Here is a 17,868-nt window from a genome sequence, read left to right as displayed (position 1 = left end):
CCACCACGAAAGATCAGCGGCTCTGCAGCGCGTCCAGCGCGACCGTCATCGCCGCGGCGACCCGGAAATCGACCCGCGAGTCGTGCACGGTGACCCGGTACCGGTCGCGGACCGAGACCTTGCGCTCGACCGACAGCAGCGGCTGCCCGCTGCTGCGGTCGGTGAAGTCGAAGTGAAAGATGAACGGCAGCGGGATCTCGCCGACGAACGGGACGAACTCCCAGACCCGCCGGATGATCGCGACCTTCGCGTTCCGCTCGGTGCCGTCGGACTCGAACCCCGGCCCGGTGAGCTGCCAGCTCGACCGCAGCAGGCTCTTGCCGAACTCCTTCTTGAACCACCCGATCGCCTGCCCGGAGGGGTCGAACACGTCGTACCCGGACCCCAGGTCGAGCCGCTTGCGCGCCTTGAACGAGAACACCGCCTGCGCCTTGCGGTCGTCGGTGTAGAAGGTGACCTCTTCCTTGAACGCCATCCGCTTCTGCTGCGCGAAGGCGAGCAACGGCCCGTCGGTGCCGTCGGGGTTGGTCGCGATCAGTTCGTACTTGTTCGCCATCATCGTGATCCGCTGCTTCATCGAGAAGGCGGATACGTGCATCGGCGCTGAGCCGTTCGGTGGGACCGTCATGCGGGTGAGTCTGTCACCGCCGCGGGCTCATCCACACGTTTGACGAGCGCTCCACAGGCAAGTCCACCCCATCGGATGCCCTGGGTAAGCCTTTCGGCTACGTCCGACCCACCGACACAAGACAGCAGGAGCTCCCCCACGCCCTGCAGCACCAGGTCGCGCGCCACCTCGACACCGAGCTCGACCGCCTCGTCAGCAGTCCGCGCCGGCCGCCACAGCACGCCGAAGTCCGCAGCAGGCTTCTCAGCTCCCACCTGTACGACGAGAACGTCCGCCGCACCCAGGTGCTCAGCAGCATCCCCACCGTCCACCACCAGCACCTGCACGACCTGCGAGCCGCCACCGATCCGAGTAGACGAAGCAGCAGCATCCTGAAGCGCGGCCGTAGTACTCGCCTCCGAGCCCGGCAGCCCACGGTGTCCCCATTGCTCCTGGTGCACCGCCCAAGCCAGCGGCCGCCGCGCAGCCCACCCGGACCGCATCAGCTCAGGCGCGGCAGCGAACTCCTCCACATGCCCGACGCACAGGTACCCCAGCAGCTCCACATGAGCAGGCAGCCCCAGCACCGCCCCGACCTCAGCCGGGTCGAAGAACGACACCCAACCGACGCCCAGCCCCTCAGCCCGCGCAGCCAGCCACAGGTTCTGCACAGCGATCGCAGCCGAGAACCAGACGGTCCGCGGGTCGGCATGCCGGCCCAGGACGTGGCGTCCGCCGCGTGCCGGGTCACAGGTGACGGCGATGTTCAGCGGGGTGTCCAGGATCGCCTCGATCTTCAGCCCGTCGAACGCGGCCCGCCGGTCCGCCGGCAGCGACGCGGCAAAGGCGTCTCGCTGGGCCGCAGCCAGGTCATGGACCTTCCGCCGGGTCGCGACGTCCCGAATCAGCAGGAAGTCCCATGGCTGACTCAGCCCGACACTCGGCGCTCGGTGAGCCGCCTCCAGCACTCTGGTCAGCAGCTCGTCGTCGACCGGCTTGTCCAGGAACCCACGGCGTACGTCGCGACGCTCCGCGATGACCCGATGCACCACCGAGCGATCAGCACGCGAGTAGCCCGGAGCAGCGTCCAGCAGGCCGACCGCCACAGTCGCCCCCGCCGACTTCAGCTTCGGTACGACGAGCTCCGCACCGGTCAGCACGACCGCAGCCTCCGCCACACTCGCCGTACCGGCCAGCACTCCCACCTGTTCGCTGGGGGAAGGCACCTCCTGCCGGGCCAGGTCTACAGAAGACGCGACGAGCAGCTGCGCCCCCAGCGAGGCCACGAGCCGCTGCAGGCCCGGCTCGTCCTCCCGGCCCTCAACAGTCACGACCGTCCCGACCACGCCCACCACACCGGTCAGCGCACGCTCCACGAGATCCCGCAGTTCCCGGTACGACGTACCGGCGCGCAGTCCGATGCCCAGGACCAGCGTCACTTCTCCAACCCCACGTGGACCCGTGCGGCCGCGACGAGCCGAGCGGGGACGTCCGGGGTCGCCGTCCAGTGCAGGTGCAGGTACGACGCGTGCACCGACGGCCGGGTGACCCCCTCGACGCCGTCGGGCAGGTACCAGGCCGGATCAGCGTCGGCGTCGAGCGTCACCGCGGTCCGGTGGAACTCATGGCCCCGGACGCGTCGTCCCTCGTCGAAGAAGGCCGTCGTACTGGCAGCGATCGCCGTCCGGTAGCCCAGCGTCAGCTTGCCGGTCATGCGAGCGGTGGCAGGCAGTACGCCGGTCATGGCGTGGCCGTCCAGCTCGCGGCACAGGTAGAGCAGTCCGGCGCACTCGGCGATCACCGGCAGTCCACCGGCGACAGCCGACGCCACCTGGGTACGCAAGGCTTCGTTGCTCGACAGTGCCTCGGCGTGCATCTCCGGGAAGCCGCCGCCCAGGTACAGCGCGGCAGTCCCGTCCGGCAGCGAGTCGTGCAACGGGTCGAAGGTCGCCACGTCGGCACCGGCGGCGGTCAGCAGCTCAGCGGTCTCGGTGTAGCGGAAGGAGAACACCGGTCCCCCGGCCACAGCAACTACTGGTCGTCCCTCCGCCGCCGGGGTCACCTCCGCGGCCGGGTCCCACGCCACAGTCTCCAGCGGGGCAGCAGCCAAGGCCGCAGCAACGAACGCCTCCAGATCCACACCAGCCCGGACCAGCTCAGCCGCAGCATCCACAGCGGCCACCGCCTGCGACCGCTGCTCGTCAGCAGGCACCAGCCCCAGGTGCCGGCTCGGCACCGTCAGCCGCGTGTCCCGCCGCAGCACCCCCAGCACCGGTACGCCGGTCGGCGCGACGCCGGCCCGCGCTTCGGCCTCGTGCCGGTCCGTGCCGACCTTGTTCAGGATCACGCCGACGATCCGCACACCGGTGTCGTAGGCAACGAATCCCTGCACCACCGCACCGACGCTCCGGCCGGCCGCGGACGCGTCGACGACCAGCACGACCGGTGCCTGCAGCAACTTCGCGACGTGGGCGGTGGAGGAGAACCCCTCGGTGCCGAGCGCGCCGTCGTACAGGCCCATCACGCCTTCGACGACGGCGATGTCAGCACCGGCCGCGCCGTGCGCGAACAATGGCGCGACCCGCTCCTCGCCCGACAGCATCGCGTCCAGGTTGCGGCCCGGGCGGCCGGTCGCGACGGCATGGAAACCGGGGTCGATGTAGTCCGGGCCGACCTTGAATCCGGCGACCGTGTGCCCGGCCCGGCGCAGCGCCGCCATCAGACCGACGGCGACCGTCGTCTTGCCGGCACCCGACGCGGGCGCGGCGACGACGATCCGTGGGATCACCACTCGATTCCCTTCTGGCCCTTCTGGCCCGCGTCCATCGGGTGCTTCACCTTGGTCATCTCGGTGACCAGGTCGGCGGCGTCGAGCAGCCGCTGGTCGGCGTTGCGGCCGGTGATCACGACGTACTGGTGACCGGGGCGGTTGACGAGCGTGTCGACCACCTCGTCGACGTCGATCCAGCCCCACTTCATCGGGTACGTGAACTCGTCGAGCACGTAGAGGTCGTGCGTCTCGGCCGCGATCCGGCGCTGGATCTCGCGCCAGCCCTCGAGCGCGTCGGCGGCGTGGTCCTCGTCGGTGCCGGACTTGCGCGACCAGCTCCAGCCCTCGCCCATCTTGTGCCACTCCACCGGGCCGCCCTCACCCGTTGCCTCGTGCAACTTCCCGAGCGCGCGGAACGCGCTCTCCTCGCCGACCTTCCACTTCGCGCTCTTGACGAACTGGAAGACGCCGAGGTTCCAGCCCTGGTTCCAGCCGCGCAGCGCCATCCCGAACGCCGCGGTCGACTTGCCCTTCATCTCACCGGTGTGCACCATCAGCAGCGGCCGGTTCCGGCGCTGCCGGGTGGTCAGTCCGTCCTTCGGTACGACGCTCGGCTGTCCCTGCGGCATCAGGCTGCCCTCCGGTCGGTGACGGCGCGGACGAGGTTGCCTGCGGCAACTTCCCCCAGGTCGAGGTACTCGGCGCGCAGCGTGGTCGCCAGCTCCGCGGCCAGACCGAGGCGGACGCCGCGGCGCGGTTCGCAGTCGACGACCACGGCCGGGATGCCCTGGTGCGCGATCCAGCCGGCGGCCTGCTGAGCGCGGGCGAAAGCGCTCTCTCCGTGGGTCGCGCGGCCGTCGGTGACGAGCACCAGCAGCGGGCGGCGGCGCGGATCGCGGATCGCCGCGATCCGGAGCACCTCGGCGGTCTGGAGCAGGCCCTCGGCGAGCGGCGTACGGCCACCGGTCGGGAGCGACTCGAGCCGACGTACCGCTGTCTCGACGCTGCCGGTCGGCGGGAGCGCGACGGTCGCCTCGGCGCGCGCGAACGTGACCAGGCCGACCTTGTCGCGGCGCTGGTACGCGTCGAGCAGCAGCGAGACGATCGCGGTCTTGACCTCGGTCATCCGGCGCTTGGTGCCCATCGAGCCGGAGGCGTCGACGCAGAACATCACCAGGTTGCCCTCGCGGCCTTCACGCACACCGAGCCGTACGTCGGTCGCGCGGACGGCGAGGCCTGGGCCCGAGCGGCCGCGCGCGTGCTGGTGCGGAGCGGCGGCGCGGAGGGTCGCGAGCAGGTGCGGGCGGCCGGACTCGCGGCCGATCCGGGCGCGGTCGCCGACCACGCGGCCGACGTCGGTGATCGCGCGCGACCGGCGCCCGGCGACGCCGGTACCAGCCGACTGGACGCTGAGCAGACGAGCCTTGTACGGCGTGGAACTGGCGGCCACGTCGCCCGTCGGAGCTGCGCCGGAGAGAGCGCTCTCCGTGTTCTCGCTGGGCTTGCCGGGGGCCTGGTCCTCGGCGCGGTCGGCGCCGTCGGGGCGCTGGGCCGGGTCGTCCGGGGCCGAGGAATCGTCCGGGCCGGACGAGTCGTCGGCCGACGACCGGGAGTCCGGACCGCGGTCGGATCCACCGTCGGGACCGTTGTCCGGGCCGTTGTCAGATCCGTTGTCCGGTCCGTCGGAACCGCCGTCCGGTCCCCCGTCGGGATCGTCGTCCGGGTCCCGCGGCGGCGTGCTGTCGTTGATCACCTGGTCCAGCCGGTCCTCGTCCAGCCCCGGCGCGTCGAACGGGTTGCGCCGCGTCCGGTGCGGGAGCGCGAGCTTCGCCGCCGCGCGCACGTCCTCGACCTCGACGACGGTCCGCCCCGACCAGGCCGCGTGGGCGACCGCCGTACGGGCGGTCACCAGGTCGGCGCGCATCCCGTCGACGTCGAACGCGGCGCAGATCTCCGCGATCTGCCGCAGCGCGGAGTCGGTGAGGATCACGTCCCGGAGCAGGCTCTGCGCCTTGACGATGCGCTCGGCGAGCTCGCGCTGCGGTCCGTCGTACCGGCTGACGAATCCGGCGGGGTCGGCCTCGTAGGTCAGTCGCGCGCGCATGACCTCCACCCGTACGGCGGGGTCGCGGCTGGCGACGACGTCGACGGTCAGTCCGAAACGGTCGAGCAGCTGGGGGCGGAGCTCGCCTTCCTCCGGGTTCATCGTGCCGACCAGGACGAAGCGCGCCGGGTGGGTCACCGAGACGCCGTCGCGTTCGACGGTCGCGCGGCCCATCGCGGCGGCATCCAGCAGGACGTCGACCAGGTGGTCGTGCAGGAGGTTGACCTCGTCGACGTACAGGAGCCCGCGATGCGCGGCCGCGAGCAGACCAGGCTCGTACGCCGTGACACCCTCGGAGAGCGCGCGCTCGAGGTGCAGGGAGCCGAGCACCCGGTCCTCGGTCGCGCCGACCGGCAGCTCGACGAGGCGAGCCGGGCGGGACACGGAGGCCGGCGCGGATCCCGAGGTGGATCCGGGAAGGTGGCCGAGGGGCGCACCCGGGGTCGCCGCGGCGGACCCCGCCGGGAGATGAGCGGCGGCGCTCGCCCGATCCTTGTCCCCGCCGGGGACAGCAGCGGCGCTCGCCCGATCCTTGTCCCCGCCGGGGACAGCGGCGGCACTCGCCCGATCCTTGTCCCCGCTGGGGACAGCGGCGGCGCTCGCCCGGCCCTTGTCCCCGTTGGAGACAGCGGCGGCGTTCGCCCGATCCGCGCCCCCGGTGGGGAACTCGGCGGCAGCGCCAGGCCGGGTGGCCCCCGCGCCCGCGTGCGGGCCATCGGGGCAGGTCGGATCCGGATCACCCGGGTCGCACGAGAACCGGCACCCGGGGACGACCTCGACGGCGGGCAGGATCTCGGTGAGCGCGCGGACCGCGGTGGACTTGGCGGTGCCCTTCTCGCCGCGGATCAGCACGCCGCCGATCGCCGGGGAGACCGCGGCCAGGATCAGGGCGAGCTGGAGGTCGTCCATCCCCACCACGGCGGTGAACGGAAAACCGGTCGGAGCAGGCCGCATCGGCGGTGGGTCCCTTCGTCCTGCGGGTGTCCACGCCCGCGCTGGCATCGGTCACCGGAGAACGCGGAGAGCGCTCCCTGGCGGACGGCGCGAGATGTCCTGGCTTCCGGATCACGTCCGGTCACAGTGGCGGGACCGCCTCGGACTCCGGCCTGCTGGCCGTCACCGGTGTTCCTCTCCTGCCGTCGCGGCGATCATTCCACATCCCCGCCGGGCGGTTGCCGCCCGGAGAGAAACCTCACGGGATACTGGAGCGGTGAAGGAACGCTATCCGTGCGTCTGCTGCGGGCACCTGACGATGGACGAGACCGTGGGCAGCTACCAGATCTGTCCGGTGTGCTTCTGGGAGGACGACCAGGTGCAGCTCCGGACGCCGGACACCGTGCTCGGCGCCAACCGGGTGCCGCTCGTCGAGGCGCAGCGCAACTACCTGGCGTACGGCGCTTGCGACGAGCACGCGCGCAAGTACGTCCGCCCTCCGCAGGACGACGAGCCACTGGAACGCGGCTGGCGACCGATCGACCTCGGGCAGGACGTCTTCGAGGAGCCTGCTGACAGTACGCCGGGCTGGATCGCCGACGGCACGATCCTGTACTGGTGGCGCGCCACGTACTGGAAGGCCGACCGCACCTAACCGAGCTGCGCCGACAAGTAGTCCGCGGCCGCCGACGAGTCGACCTCGCGGATGCCGACGATCGGCGTGACCGTCACGTACCCGGCCGCGAGCAGGTACTCGTCGGTGTCCTCGGCCGCACCCGCCGCGGGGGCCTCGAGCACGATCATCGGCTCACCGGTCGGCGCCTTCGCGCCCGCGATCCGGGAGCGCTCGATCGGCGCCAGCCGCGCCCGGCGTACACCCTCGAGCTCGTCCAGCGGGCGATCGGGGACGTTCACCGTGACGACCGTGCCGACGGGCTCGGACGCCAGCCAGTCGAGCGCCCGTACGGCGATCGTCCCGGCCGTGTCGAGATGCTTCGGGTCCTCGGAGTCGGTGCTGATCGCGATCGCCGACAGGCCCTGCCCGGCTGCGGTCAGCGCGGCCGCAACAGTCCCCGAGTGCAGGATCGGTACGCCGATGTTGTGCCCGTGGTTGATCCCCGACGCCACGACATCCGGCACCGGCCCGAACGCACCCACCAGCGCGAGCGTCACCGCCAGCGCCGGCGTCCCGTCGACGCCGATGTACGTCACGCCGTCAACAGTTTCCTCGTCGGTGCGGATCGGGCGGTCGACCATCCCCGCCCGCGCCGACCCGACGCCGCTCTGGTCATCCAGCGGGGCCACCGCCAGCACCTCGTGCCCGGCGGCGGCAATCGCCTTTCCCAGCGCCCTGATTCCCAGCGCTCGGTAACCGTCGTCGTTGGTGATCAGGACTCGCATGCCCCTACCCAATCACAGCCCCGACCGGAGGTGCCCATGCGGCCGATGAGGCCGCAGATGGTCGAGACCGCTGCGGCCGGAAAGAAGTTGTGGGTCCTGGCCTAGCCCGATCGGGTGGTCGGCGTAAGCCCGATCGGCAGGTCGGCGTAAGCCCGAGCGGGGCCGGCGTGAACCCGAGCGGGGCCGGCGTGAACCCGAACGGGGCCGGCGTGAACCCGAACGGGGCCGGCGTGAACCCGAACGGGGCCGGCGCCAACCCGAACGGGGCCGGCGCCAACCCGAACGGGGCCAGCGCCAACCCGAACGGGGCCAGCGCCAACCCGACCGGGGCCAGCGCCAACCCGACCGAGTGGCCGGCGTGAACCCGAGCGAGTGGCCGGCGTGAACCCGAGCGAGTGGCCGGCGTGAACCCGAGCGGGCGCGCCTCAGCCGCGGTCCTCGATGTCTCCTTCGGTTTCCAGTACGGCGGTGCGCAGTGTCTCGAGCGCCTCCTCCGTCGGCTCGGACCACAGGCCGCGCTGGGCGGCTTCCAGCAGCCGTTCGGCGATGCCGTGCCGGGCCCACGGGTTGGACTTGCGGAAGAACTCGGCGACCTCGGGGTTGGCGACGTACTCGGCGGTCAGCGTCTCGTACATCCAGTCGTCGACGACGCCGGCGGTGGCGTCGTACCCGAAGAGGTAGTCGACCGTCGCGGCCATCTCGAAGGCGCCCTTGTAGCCATGGCGTTGCATCGCGGCCATCCAGCGCGGGTTGACGACGCGGGCGCGGAAGATCCGCTTCGTCTCCTCTTCGAGCGTGCGCGTCTTCACCTGCGCCGGTACGGCGGAGTCGCCGATGTAGGCCTTCGGGTTCGACCCGGTCAGGTGGCGGACCATCGCGACCATGCCGCCGTGGTACTGGAAGTAGTCGTCGGAGTCCATGATGTCGTGCTCGCGGGTGTCGGCGTTCTTGGCCGCGACCTGGATCCGCGCGTAGGCGCGCTCCATCGACGGCCGCGCCTCGGCGCCGTCGAGGCCCTTGCCGTACGCGTAACCGCCCCACACCGCGTACACCTCGGCCAGCTCCGCGTCGGTGCGCCAGTTGCGCGCGTCGACCAGCGGGAGCAGGCCGGCGCCGTACGAGCCGGGCTTGGAGCCGAAGACGCGCGCCGTCGACGACCGCATGTCGTTGCCCGCAGCAACATCATCCAGTACGTGCGCCCGCAGGTAGTTGTCGGCGGCATCTTCATCCAGCGCGGCAACGGTCCGGACCGCCTCGTCCAGCCATGCGACCACGTGCGGGAACGCGTCCCGGAAGAACCCGGAGATCCGGATCGTCACGTCCACCCGCGGCCGCCCGAGCTCGGCAACCGGCACGACCTCAAAACCGGAGACCCGCCTCGAAGCCTCGTCCCAGACCGGGCGGCAGCCGAGTAGCCACAGCACCTCGGCCAGGTCGTCGCCCTGGGTCCGCATCGCCGACGTACCCCAGACGGTCAGTCCGACCGACCGCGGCCACTCCCCGGTCTCGGCCTTGTGCCGGGCGAGCAGCGAGTCGGCCAGCGCGACACCGACGTCCCACGCGTTCCGGCTCGGGATCGCCTTCGGGTCGACGGCGTAGAAGTTCCGCCCGGTCGGCAGCACGTTGACCAGACCGCGCGTCGGCGAGCCCGACGGCCCGGCCTCGACGAAGCGCCCGTCGAGCGCCCGCAGTACGTTCGTCAGCTCGTCACCGGTCCGCCCGAGCCGCGGCACGACCTCCTCGCAGGCAAACCGCAGCGAAGCCTCCACACCAGCCGACTGGCGACCCAGCACCTCACCGACGACCACCGGCACCTTCGCGGCGTCCCAGCTGAGTGTTTCCAGCCCCAGCACGAGCTTGCGCGCCACAGCCTCCAGCAGGTCCACACCGTCGGCCGCGCTCACAGCAGGCAGGTCAGTCAGCTCCGACAGCGCAGCCAGCTCAGCAGGCATCGCACGCCCCGGGTCGGCGAGCAGTGCGGCCTCGTCCACGTCGTACGTCGCACCGAGCGCCGCACGCAGACCCGGTACGGCGCCGGACGTACCACCCCACATTTGCGCGGCCCGCAGGATCCCGAGCACCAGGTTGACCCGTGCCTCACCGACCGGCCCGCCACCCAGGATGTGCAGCCCGTCGCGGATCTGTACGTCCTTGATCTCGCACAGGTAGCCGTCGAGGTGGAGGACGAACTCGTCGAACTCCTCGTCCTCCGGCTTCTCGCTGGTGTGCAGGTCGTGGTGCAGCTGCGCGGCCTGGATCAGCGTCCAGATCTGGGCGCGCAGCGTCGGCACCTTCTCCGGGTCCAGCGCCGAGACCGTGGCGTACTCGTCCAGCAGGTACTCCAGCTTGGCCATGTCGCCGTACGTCTCCGCACGCGCCATCGGCGGCACCAGGTGGTCCACGACGACGGCGTGCCCACGCCGCTTGGCCTGCGTGCCCTCACCCGGGTCGTTGACGATGAACGGGTACACCAGCGGCAGGTTGCCCAGTACGGCGTCCGGCGCGCAGTCCGCGGCCATGCCGATCCCCTTGCCCGGCAGCCACTCCAGCGTCCCGTGCTTGCCCAGGTGCACGACGGCGTGCGCTCCGAAGCCGCCCTCGGAGACCGGCGCCTCCAGCCAGCGGTACGCCGCCAGGTAGTGGTGCGACGGAGCCATGTCCGGGTCGTGGTAGATCGCCACCGGGTTCTCACCGAACCCGCGGGGCGGCTGGATCATCAGTACGACGTTGCCGAAGCGCAGAGCGGCCAGTGCGATCGCCGGCTCGGCACCTGTCGTGTCGACGTACAGGGAGCCGGGCGCCTCGCCCCACGCCTCGGTCATCGCGGCCTGCAGCGTCTCCGGCACCCGGCCGAACCACTGCTGGTACGTCGACAGCGAGATCTTCGCGACCGCACCGGTCAGCTGCTCGTCGGTCAGCCAGTCGACGTCGTGGCCGCCGGCCGCGATCAGCCGGTGGATCAGGCCGTCGGCGCCCTCGGCGCCCTGCAGCTCGTCCAGGTCGAGGTCCGGGCCCAGGTCGTAGCCGGCGTCCTTGAGCTGCCCGAGCAGGACGACCGCGGACGCCGGGGTGTCCAGGCCGACCGCGTTGCCGATCCGGGCGTGCTTGGTCGGGTACGACGACAGCACCAGCGCGAGCTTCTTCTCGGCCGCCGGGAGGTGCCGCAGCCGGGCGTGCGCGACGGCGATCCCGGCCAGCCGCGTGCAGCGCTCCAGATCGGGCTGGTAGCTCGCGACGCCCTCGGCGTCGTACGCCTTGAAGGAGAAGGGGATCGTGATGATCCGGCCGTCGAACTCCGGGATTGCGACCTGGGTCGCGGCGTCCAGCGGGCTGATCGCGGCGTCGCTCTCCAGCCACTGCTCGCGGGTCGAGGTGAGTGCGAGACCCTGGATCAGCGGGATGTCGAGCGACGCGAGGGCACCCGCGTCCCAGGAGTCGTCTCCACCTGCACTCGCGTTGGCCGCGACCGTCCCGCCGGCTGCAAGCAGTGTGGTGACCAGCACGTCGCAGCTGCGGAGCAGGTCGAACAGCTGGGCGTTGTCGGGGCTGGACGGGTCCAGACCGCGCAGCGTGCCGCAGTAGACAGGCAGCGGCTGCGCACCGGCCGCGTCCACGGCGTCAGCGAGCGCGTCGACGAAGGCGGTGTTGCCGGAGATCTCGTGCGCGCGGTAGTAGACGATGCCGACCACCGGGCGGCCGTCCAGCTCAGTGGAACGACCAGCTCGTACGCCGTACGCCGGGAGGCTGTGCGGCGGGTCGAACGCGTCGCCGGTGAGCAGGAGCGTGTCACGGAGGAAGCCGGCCAGGTTGCCCAGGTTTTCCGAGCCGCCCTCGCGCAGGTACGCCAGTGCCTCGGTCACCGCGCCGGCCGGGACGGTCGACAGCGACATCAGCTCGGCGTCCGGTGCGGCCTCACCGCTGAGCACCACCACCGGCAGGCCGGAGGCGACGACGGCGTCGAGCCCCTCCTCCCAGGCACGACGGCCGCCGAGCAGACGCACCACGACGATCTCCACCCCGTCCAGCAGGGCGGACAGGTCGGCGACGTCGACACGGGCCGGGTTGGCGACCTTCCAGCCGGTCTGGGCCTGCGAGGCGGCCAGCAGGTCGGTGTCGGCGGTGGAGAGCAGCAACAGGTTCGCGGGCATGCGCGTCCGGTCCTTCCTCGGGGTGTCCACGCCCCGGGTGGGCAGTTCGACGGCAGCAGTTCCTGGCTCCCACGCGAACGTGGTCACAGTGGCGGGACCGCCCCGGACTCACACCGGGTTCCTGCTCACGACCGTCGATGACACCGAGACTCTAGCCGACCGGCCTGCGCCCTCAGCGGTGAGCGGCGTAGTGCGCTGCGAGCAGGTCCTGGCCCCAGTCGTTGTCGACGTCTCGCCAGACGGAGTGGATGTGGTTGGCGTCGGACTGGGTGTTGTCGTACTCGGCCAGGAAGGTCGGGCCGGTGATCGAGTAGTAGTGACCAGCGCCCGGCTGGAGCGCTCCGGCCCAGGCGAAGGTGAGCTGGTCGAGGCCCTGGTCGCGCAGGTTGGCCCAGGCCTGCTCGGCGATCGGCTGGGAGGCTCGGCCGACGTACTGGTCGAGCAGACGGGTGAACAGGTCCCGCTGGGAGTCCTGCAGGTCGCCGTACGCGATGCCTCGGTGCAGCAGCGAACTGTCGGCCACCGGGTCGCGGCGGGTGAGGATGTCATCCGGAGCCTCGGTAGAGAAGACAGCTACCTCGCGCTGACCGGAGTCGAGGGCGTGGAGCAGCTGGAAGCCCAGGTCCTGCTCGGCGGCCAGGAACCGGCGGCCGGCGTACGGGCCCTGGCGGACCTCGGCCGGGTTGGAGCCGATGAAGTTGGGGACGAAGGAGACCTGGTCACCGACCACTGTCACGTGCAGCGCCAGGTGGTGGCCGTTGAGGCGCCAGGCCCACGGGTCCCTGCCGGACGGGTCACCGAGGATGCGCAGGAAGTAGCGCTCCCCCACGACCGTGCCCTGCCAGCCACCGGTCGCTCCGACGTCCGGCAGGTCACGCAGGACGATCTCGGCGGCCATCGGCCCCAGTGCGTCAGCTGCACCGCGCTCACTGCAGGCCAGCTCGAGCAGGCGGTGCACGTGCTGCTCCTGCTCAGCAGTCAGCTCAGTCAGCTGCACCCCTGGCCGGTCGCCCGGCAGATAGGTCCACTCGCGATGGTCAGGCGTGTCGAACGGCGCCGTGGCCTTCGCCCGCTGCTCCGGCGTCAGCGCGTCCAGCAACTCCAGCGCGGTCTTGCGGGTCTGCTCTACAACCATGCCGAACGCTCCCCATCCTTCGGTTCGTAGTGCGTCCATTGCTCGAACGGCCGATCCAGCTTGTACCGGAAGTTCGGCTGCCGCAGCAGCACGCGCGCCTCGGCGTTGCCCGGGTTGCGCAGCGTCTCGAAGAACTTCACCGACCAGTGGAACCACCGCATGCAGAACAGCCGCATCGTCAGCCCGTGCGACACCAGCAGCACGTTGCGCGGCGCGTCCGGCTGCTCGAAGTCGCGGTGCATCGTCTCCAGGAAGCTGGACACCCGGTCGTACACGTCCGAGCCCGACTCGCCGTGGGTGAACCGGTAGAAGAAGTGCCCGTACGAGTCGCGCAGTGCCTCCTGCCGCTCGATGTCCTCGGTGTCCTGGAAGTTCGCCCAGTCCTGCTCGCGCAGTCGCGGTTCCTCGCGCGCCAGGCCGATCAGGTCGTCCATGCCCAGCGCGTCGAGCGTCTGCAGGGCGCGCAGGTACGGCGAAACGTAGACGCGGACCGGCTCGCCCTCGAACAGCGTGCGCAGGTACTTGCCCGCCTCGGCCGCCTGCTCGTGCCCGTGCGGCGTCAGCGGCACGGAGTGGTCGGGCACGGTCTCGTAGATCGACTTGTCCAGGTTCGCGACCGACTCGCCGTGCCGGATCAACGCGATCCGCAGCGGGCGCTGGCTCAGATTCATCGTGCTCCCCGTCCGGTACGCCGTGCCCCGCCGCCCATCCCAGTCCGCATTTGATGGGTTAACCCATCAAATGCACCGTTGGCCCACCGGATTCTGGTGGGCCAACGATCCACCTCGTGGGTTGACCCACCAAATGGCCGTCGCCGGCGGTGGGCGGTCAGGAGTGCGGTGGTTGCGGCGGCGGCCACAGCGGCGTAGGAAACTCGTCTCGCGAGCGCGGCGGTCCGCCGAACGTCCGTGACGCCGGGCCGGAGCCCGTCGCCGAGCGTGCCGCGGTCCTCGATCTCCTCGCCGTACGTGTTGGTGCCGCCGAGCCGCAGGTCGAGCGCGCCGGCGAACGACGCCTCGACCGGGCCCGCGTTCGGGCTCGGGTGGCGGCCGGCGTCGCGCTGCCAGATCCGCCAGGTCTCGCGTGGGCGGCCGGACGTCAGCCCGGTCAGCGCCGCGCAGACCCGCGCGGGCAGCAGGTTGACCAGGTCGTCGAAGCGCGCCGAGGCCCAGCCGAAGTTGAGGTAGCGGGCCGAGCGGTAGCCGACCATCGCGTCGAGGGTGTTCGCAGCGCGGTAACCGACCAGACCCGGTACGCCGAGCAGGCCGCCCCAGACGAGCGGTGCGACGGTCGCGTCGCTCGTGTTCTCCGCGATCGACTCGACGGTCGCGCGGGCGAGCTCGTCCGCGTCCAGGTCGGTCGCGTCGCGGCTGCACAGGTGGCTCAGGCGTTCGCGCGCTGCCGGGAGGTTCTTCGCCTCGAGCAGGCCGGACATGACCGCGGCCTCGCGCTCCAGGCTTCGGCCGCCGAGCACGGCCCAGGTCGCGGCGGCCGTCACCAGGGTCTGGGCGATCGGCCGGTTCTTGGTCAGCCGCTCGGCGGCGACGCCCGCCGCGGTGACCGATCCGACCAGGACGGCCGCGTACGCCGTACCGGCTGCTTTCGAGTCGGCGTACGTGACCTTCTCGAGCTGGGCGGCGGCTCGGCCGAAGCCGGCGACCGGGTGGAACCGGCGCGGGTCACCGAGAACGCGGTCGGCGGCGAAGCCGAGGAGGAGGCCGAGTGCTCTGGACACGGTAGGCAGTCTGCCAGGCGGGTCCATCCGCAAGCCCGCTACCTCAGATCTGTTCGCGATGTGGAAAAGTAACGATCATGGGAATTGCTGACCTGCTGCGCGGGGTGGAGGGGCAGGGTGCGTTCGGCGTCTGGCTCGGCCGGACGGACGGCGCCGCGGTCTTCACGCACGCCGCGGAGCGCACGCACTACTCGGCGAGCACGATGAAACTGCCGGTCGCGATGGCGATGCTGCGCAAGGTCGACGCGGGCGAGCTCGCGCTGGACCAGCCGGTCACCGTGCACAACGACTTCGCGTCGGCGGCCGGTGGGCGGTTCGGGGTGAACCGCGCGGAGGACGAGGCGCCGGCGACCTGGGAGAAGCTCGGCTCGGAGGTCCCGCTGAGCTGGCTCGCGACGGAGATGATCACGCGGTCGAGCAACCTGGCGACGGACCTGGTGCTGGAGTTGGTGGGAGCCGAGGCGGCGAACGCGGTGCTGACCGAGGCGGACCTGCACCACTCATCAACCTCCGGCGCCCAGACGCTCCCACGCTCAGCAACAGCCACGGATCCCGTCCCGCGCGGGTTGGTGAGTGGTGGACGTCCGGCCGACGAGAGTGTGATCAAGCGCGGGATCGACGACTCCCCCGCCCAGCAGGCCGGCATCAGCAACATGATGAGCCCGGCCGGGCTGGCCGGCGTACTGGTTGCTGTGAGCAACGACGCGACGCCGTCCGGGCAGTACCTGCGTGACCTGCTCGCGGCGAACGAGTGGAACGGCGAGATTCCCGCGGGCGTGCCCGCAGGCACTCGCGTCGAGCACAAGAACGGCTGGGACCTGCGGATCCGGCACGACGGCGGCGTCGTCCGCCCGGCCGACGCGGACCCGTTCGTCCTGGTCGTCTGCACGACGTCCGACCTGCCCGATCGCGACGCGCAGCAGCTGATCGCGGCGATCGCGGCGGAGGCCTGGGAGCATCGGCACAACCTCGAGGCGGTGAAGTGATGGAGATCTCCACGCACCTGGTGTCGGCGCCGCTGCACACCCCGTTCGTGACCGCGCTGCGGACCGCGACCCACGCCGAGTCGTTGCTGGTCTCGATCAGCGACGGCGAGCACACCGGCTGGGGCGAGGCGCCGCAGGTCTGGAAGGTGACCGGCGATTCGCTGGCCGGCGCGCAGGCCTGCGTCGAAGGCCCGATCGCGACGGCGCTCGACGGGCTCGGGCCGGACGACCTGACCGAGGCGTTGCGGCGTCTGCAGGGGGCGGCACAGGCCAACTTCGGCGCGAAGGCGGCGGTCGACGTCGCGCTGCACGATCTCGCGGCCCGGCGGGCCGGGCGCACGCTGCAGGGGTTCCTGGGCTCGACGGCGACGACCGTACGGACCGACGTCACGCTGTCGGCCGGTGACGCCGAGGCGCTGGTCCAGGCGGCGAAGCACCGGGTGCGCGACGGGTTCGACGTACTGAAGGTGAAGGTCGGGACCGGCGACGCGGCGGCCGACTTCGAGCGGGTCCGCCGGGTGCGCGAGGCCGTCGGGCCCGCGCCGCGGATCCGGCTGGACGCGAACCAGGGCTGGAACCGCCGCGCCGCCGTCACCGCCATCCGCGCGCTGGAGGACGCGGGCTGCGCGATCGAACTGGTCGAGCAGCCGGTCGCCGCGGCCGACCTGGAGGGCATGGCCTGGATCACCGACCGGGTCAGCACGCCGATCCTGGCCGACGAGAGCGTGTACGGCGTACGGGACCTGGTGAACGTGATCCGGTACGGCGCGGCCGACCTCGTCAACGTGAAGCTCGCCAAGTGCGGCGGCCTCGGGCCGGCGCGGACGCTGCTGGAGCTGGCGCGCGAGCACGGGCTCGGCGCGATCGTCGGGTCGATGATGGAGAGCCACGTCGGCGTCGGCGCGGCGGCCGCGCTCGTCGCGGCGTACCCGACGACGGCCGTCAACGACCTCGACGCCGCCTGGTGGCTGAAGCAGCCGCCGGTCGACGGCGGGATCACCTACGAAGGGTCCACCATCCACCTGCCCTCGACTCCTGGGCTCGGCGTGACAGGCTTGATCGCATGAAGGTAGTTGCCGCCAAGGTCCCGGTCAGCACCGTCTGGACCTCCCCCGAAGCACCCCGTGACATCGACGCACCCGCGGTCGCCGCCGTACCGGACGTCGCCGCGTGGGCCCGGTCGATGGACACCGAGACGCGATTGGGCCTGCACGGCCGAACGCTGACCCAACTCCTGTACGGCGAACCGGTGATCGTCCGCTCCGAACGCGACGGCTGGTCCGAGATCGTCGCGCCGTGGCAGCCGTCGTCCCAGGACGACCTCGGCTACCCGGGCTGGGTCCCGTCGGCCCACCTGGGTGAGCTGCCGGAGTCGGCGACCGCTCCGGTGGCCGTCACCGTCCCGGTCACGACGCTGACCGCCGAGCCGGGGAGTGCCGCGGCCGGATCCGCCGAGCTTGGCGCGGCCGGATCCGCCGGGCCTGGCGCAGCCCGATCCGCAGGGCCTGGCGCTGCCGGATCCGCAGGAGTCGGCGCGATCATCGACCTGTCTTTCGGGACGGTACTGTCCTCGGTCGAGCACGTCGACGGGTTCACCCGGGTCGCGCTGCCCGACGGCTCGACGGGCTGGCTGGCCGACGACGCGCTCCGTACGGTCGACACCCCCGCCACCTCCGAGGACCGGCTGCGCCTGGGCTCACTCTTCCTCGGCCTCGAGTACCTCTGGGGCGGCACGTCGGCGTACGGGCTGGACTGCTCGGGCCTGATCCACGCGGTCAGCCGGGTGCTCGGCCAGCGCATCCCCCGCGACGCCCACGACCAGGCCGACGCCCTGGACCCGGTCCCGATCGACGAGGCCAAGCCCGGCGACCTGTACTTCTTCGCCCGCCCTGGCAAACAGGTCCACCACGTAGGTTTCGTCTCCCCCCAAGGCATGCTTCACGCCTCGGAAACCGGCAAACTCCTGGAGAACGAGCCCCTCCTCCCCGAACGCCGAGAAACCCTGGTCGCAGCAGCCCGCCTCTGACACAAGAAGAAGCCCTCACCAGC

At 71.5% G+C, this 17,868-nt stretch carries 15 protein-coding genes and 1 riboswitch; of the genes, 5 read left to right on the top strand and 10 right to left on the bottom strand.

Annotation, left to right across the window (positions count from 1 at the left end):
• Positions 1 to 13 precede the first annotated feature (13 nt).
• Genes ACLQ2O_RS33660 through ACLQ2O_RS33640 form a run of 5 tightly spaced genes read right to left on the bottom strand, consistent with a single transcriptional unit; the run spans position 14 to position 6,435 of the window.
• Positions 14 to 628, bottom strand: a complete 615-nt coding sequence (locus ACLQ2O_RS33660) for a hypothetical protein (protein WP_425839916.1) — start codon at positions 626 to 628, stop codon at positions 14 to 16.
• Entirely contained in the window at positions 625 to 2,046 is a 1,422-nt protein-coding gene (bluB, locus tag ACLQ2O_RS33655; protein ID WP_425839913.1) for a 5,6-dimethylbenzimidazole synthase, read from the bottom strand. The genes ACLQ2O_RS33660 and bluB overlap by 4 nt, the downstream gene beginning before the upstream one ends.
• Positions 2,043 to 3,395, bottom strand: coding sequence for a cobyrinate a,c-diamide synthase (locus tag ACLQ2O_RS33650; RefSeq protein ID WP_425839909.1), 1,353 nt, complete (start codon positions 3,393 to 3,395; stop codon positions 2,043 to 2,045). Before ACLQ2O_RS33650 ends, bluB begins: the two co-directional genes overlap by 4 nt.
• Complete coding sequence (gene cobO / locus ACLQ2O_RS33645) at positions 3,392 to 4,006, bottom strand: cob(I)yrinic acid a,c-diamide adenosyltransferase (protein ID WP_425839906.1); 615 nt, start codon at positions 4,004 to 4,006, stop codon at positions 3,392 to 3,394. Before cobO ends, ACLQ2O_RS33650 begins: the two co-directional genes overlap by 4 nt.
• Positions 4,006 to 6,435, bottom strand: coding sequence for a VWA domain-containing protein (locus ACLQ2O_RS33640; protein WP_425839903.1), 2,430 nt, complete (start codon positions 6,433 to 6,435; stop codon positions 4,006 to 4,008). Before ACLQ2O_RS33640 ends, cobO begins: the two co-directional genes overlap by 1 nt.
• Positions 6,436 to 6,691: 256 nt before the next feature.
• Here ACLQ2O_RS33640 and ACLQ2O_RS33635 point away from each other — a divergent pair, with 256 nt between their 5' ends.
• Positions 6,692 to 7,069 carry a CPCC family cysteine-rich protein gene (locus tag ACLQ2O_RS33635; RefSeq protein WP_425839900.1) on the top strand — a complete coding sequence of 126 codons (378 nt, stop codon included), beginning with the start codon at positions 6,692 to 6,694 and terminating at the stop codon, positions 7,067 to 7,069.
• Here the strand turns inward: ACLQ2O_RS33635 and surE are convergent.
• A complete protein-coding gene (surE, locus tag ACLQ2O_RS33630; protein ID WP_425839897.1) occupies positions 7,066 to 7,815 on the bottom strand; it encodes a 5'/3'-nucleotidase SurE in 750 nt (249 codons plus the stop codon). The two genes, ACLQ2O_RS33635 and surE, sit on opposite strands and share 4 nt — an antisense overlap.
• 167 nt (positions 7,816 to 7,982) lie before the next feature.
• On the opposite strand from surE, the gene ACLQ2O_RS33625 reads away from it, so the two are divergent.
• The gene (locus tag ACLQ2O_RS33625) at positions 7,983 to 8,177 is read left to right on the top strand and encodes a hypothetical protein (RefSeq protein ID WP_425839894.1); all 195 of its coding nucleotides are present in this window, start codon (positions 7,983 to 7,985) and stop codon (positions 8,175 to 8,177) included.
• Between the two features lie 63 nt (positions 8,178 to 8,240).
• On the opposite strand, the gene cobN is transcribed toward ACLQ2O_RS33625, so the two are convergent.
• The 4 genes from cobN to ACLQ2O_RS33605 form a co-directional block, all read right to left on the bottom strand.
• Positions 8,241 to 11,963 carry a cobaltochelatase subunit CobN gene (cobN, locus tag ACLQ2O_RS33620; protein WP_425839891.1) on the bottom strand — a complete coding sequence of 1,241 codons (3,723 nt, stop codon included), beginning with the start codon at positions 11,961 to 11,963 and terminating at the stop codon, positions 8,241 to 8,243.
• A 34-nt stretch (positions 11,964 to 11,997) separates the two neighbouring features.
• Positions 11,998 to 12,114: riboswitch (cobalamin riboswitch) on the bottom strand.
• Between the two features lie 21 nt (positions 12,115 to 12,135).
• A complete protein-coding gene (locus tag ACLQ2O_RS33615; RefSeq protein WP_425839888.1) occupies positions 12,136 to 13,098 on the bottom strand; it encodes a DUF3500 domain-containing protein in 963 nt (320 codons plus the stop codon).
• Positions 13,089 to 13,769 (bottom strand): phosphoglycerate mutase family protein, encoded by a 681-nt coding sequence (locus ACLQ2O_RS33610; RefSeq protein WP_425839885.1) that lies wholly within the window; start codon positions 13,767 to 13,769, stop codon positions 13,089 to 13,091. The genes ACLQ2O_RS33615 and ACLQ2O_RS33610 overlap by 10 nt, the downstream gene beginning before the upstream one ends.
• Entirely contained in the window at positions 13,766 to 14,833 is a 1,068-nt protein-coding gene (locus tag ACLQ2O_RS33605; RefSeq protein WP_425839882.1) for a cobalamin biosynthesis protein, read from the bottom strand. The genes ACLQ2O_RS33610 and ACLQ2O_RS33605 overlap by 4 nt, the downstream gene beginning before the upstream one ends.
• 77 nt (positions 14,834 to 14,910) lie before the next feature.
• On the opposite strand from ACLQ2O_RS33605, the gene ACLQ2O_RS33600 reads away from it, so the two are divergent.
• From ACLQ2O_RS33600 to ACLQ2O_RS33590, 3 genes are read left to right on the top strand one after another with little or no spacing between them, the layout of a single operon-like run.
• Positions 14,911 to 15,819: a serine hydrolase gene (locus ACLQ2O_RS33600; RefSeq protein ID WP_425839879.1), complete on the top strand. Its 909-nt coding sequence runs from the start codon at positions 14,911 to 14,913 to the stop codon at positions 15,817 to 15,819.
• Positions 15,819 to 16,886: a mandelate racemase/muconate lactonizing enzyme family protein gene (locus ACLQ2O_RS33595; protein WP_425839876.1), complete on the top strand. Its 1,068-nt coding sequence runs from the start codon at positions 15,819 to 15,821 to the stop codon at positions 16,884 to 16,886. The genes ACLQ2O_RS33600 and ACLQ2O_RS33595 overlap by 1 nt, the downstream gene beginning before the upstream one ends.
• Positions 16,883 to 17,845, top strand: a complete 963-nt coding sequence (locus ACLQ2O_RS33590; protein WP_425839873.1) for an NlpC/P60 family protein — start codon at positions 16,883 to 16,885, stop codon at positions 17,843 to 17,845. Before ACLQ2O_RS33595 ends, ACLQ2O_RS33590 begins: the two co-directional genes overlap by 4 nt.
• Positions 17,846 to 17,868 lie beyond the last annotated feature (23 nt).

Source organism: Kribbella sp. DT2 (assembly GCF_049844575.1).
Taxonomy (GTDB): domain Bacteria; phylum Actinomycetota; class Actinomycetes; order Propionibacteriales; family Kribbellaceae; genus Kribbella.
Note: the sequence above shows the minus strand (reverse complement) of the source record. Positions and strands in the feature narration are given on the sequence as shown.

What these genes read in the sequence shown, in the direction of transcription:
- ACLQ2O_RS33660 (WP_425839916.1), bottom strand. Translation starts at nt 628, where the DNA reads ATGACGGTCCCACCGAACGGCTCAGCGCCGATGCACGTATCCGCCTTC.
- cobO (WP_425839906.1), bottom strand. Translation starts at nt 4,006, where the DNA reads ATGCCGCAGGGACAGCCGAGCGTCGTACCGAAGGACGGACTGACCACC.
- ACLQ2O_RS33610 (WP_425839885.1), bottom strand. Translation starts at nt 13,769, where the DNA reads ATGAATCTGAGCCAGCGCCCGCTGCGGATCGCGTTGATCCGGCACGGC.
- cobN (WP_425839891.1), bottom strand. Translation starts at nt 11,963, where the DNA reads ATGCCCGCGAACCTGTTGCTGCTCTCCACCGCCGACACCGACCTGCTG.
- ACLQ2O_RS33590 (WP_425839873.1), top strand. Translation starts at nt 16,883, where the DNA reads ATGAAGGTAGTTGCCGCCAAGGTCCCGGTCAGCACCGTCTGGACCTCC.
- ACLQ2O_RS33640 (WP_425839903.1), bottom strand. Translation starts at nt 6,435, where the DNA reads ATGCGGCCTGCTCCGACCGGTTTTCCGTTCACCGCCGTGGTGGGGATG.
- ACLQ2O_RS33595 (WP_425839876.1), top strand. Translation starts at nt 15,819, where the DNA reads ATGGAGATCTCCACGCACCTGGTGTCGGCGCCGCTGCACACCCCGTTC.
- ACLQ2O_RS33615 (WP_425839888.1), bottom strand. Translation starts at nt 13,098, where the DNA reads ATGGTTGTAGAGCAGACCCGCAAGACCGCGCTGGAGTTGCTGGACGCG.
- surE (WP_425839897.1), bottom strand. Translation starts at nt 7,815, where the DNA reads ATGCGAGTCCTGATCACCAACGACGACGGTTACCGAGCGCTGGGAATC.
- ACLQ2O_RS33600 (WP_425839879.1), top strand. Translation starts at nt 14,911, where the DNA reads ATGGGAATTGCTGACCTGCTGCGCGGGGTGGAGGGGCAGGGTGCGTTC.